The 254-nt window shown below is 66.9% G+C and carries 1 protein-coding gene; it reads right to left on the bottom strand.

Annotation, left to right across the window (positions count from 1 at the left end):
- A partial coding sequence (locus KVT32_RS30725) for a hypothetical protein (protein WP_217619499.1) occupies positions 1–224 on the bottom strand: 224 nt, incomplete at its 3' end.
- Positions 225–254: the final 30 nt, after the last annotated feature.

Raw genomic sequence — 254 nt, forward strand, 5'->3', positions numbered from 1 at the left:
TGCTCGGCGACGGCCCGCTCGCCCCGCGCGATATCGTCCTTGATCGACTTCGCCTGGTCTCTCGTCGGGCGTGGAACTGCAGACAGCCGCTTCTTTCGAGCGGCACCCAGTGCCTTCAGCCGCCGTACCCTGCCTTCCGCCGCAGTAATGCGGCGGATCAGGAACCGCTGCAGCTCGAGGACCAAGTCGGGGGGCTCCTTGTCCTCGTAAAACGTGTGCAGCAAGAGGGGCGCCTGCGCGAGGCCCCTGCTGGT

This window comes from Achromobacter sp. GbtcB20 (assembly GCF_019091095.1).
GTDB lineage: Bacteria > Pseudomonadota > Gammaproteobacteria > Burkholderiales > Burkholderiaceae_B > Achromobacter > Achromobacter mucicolens.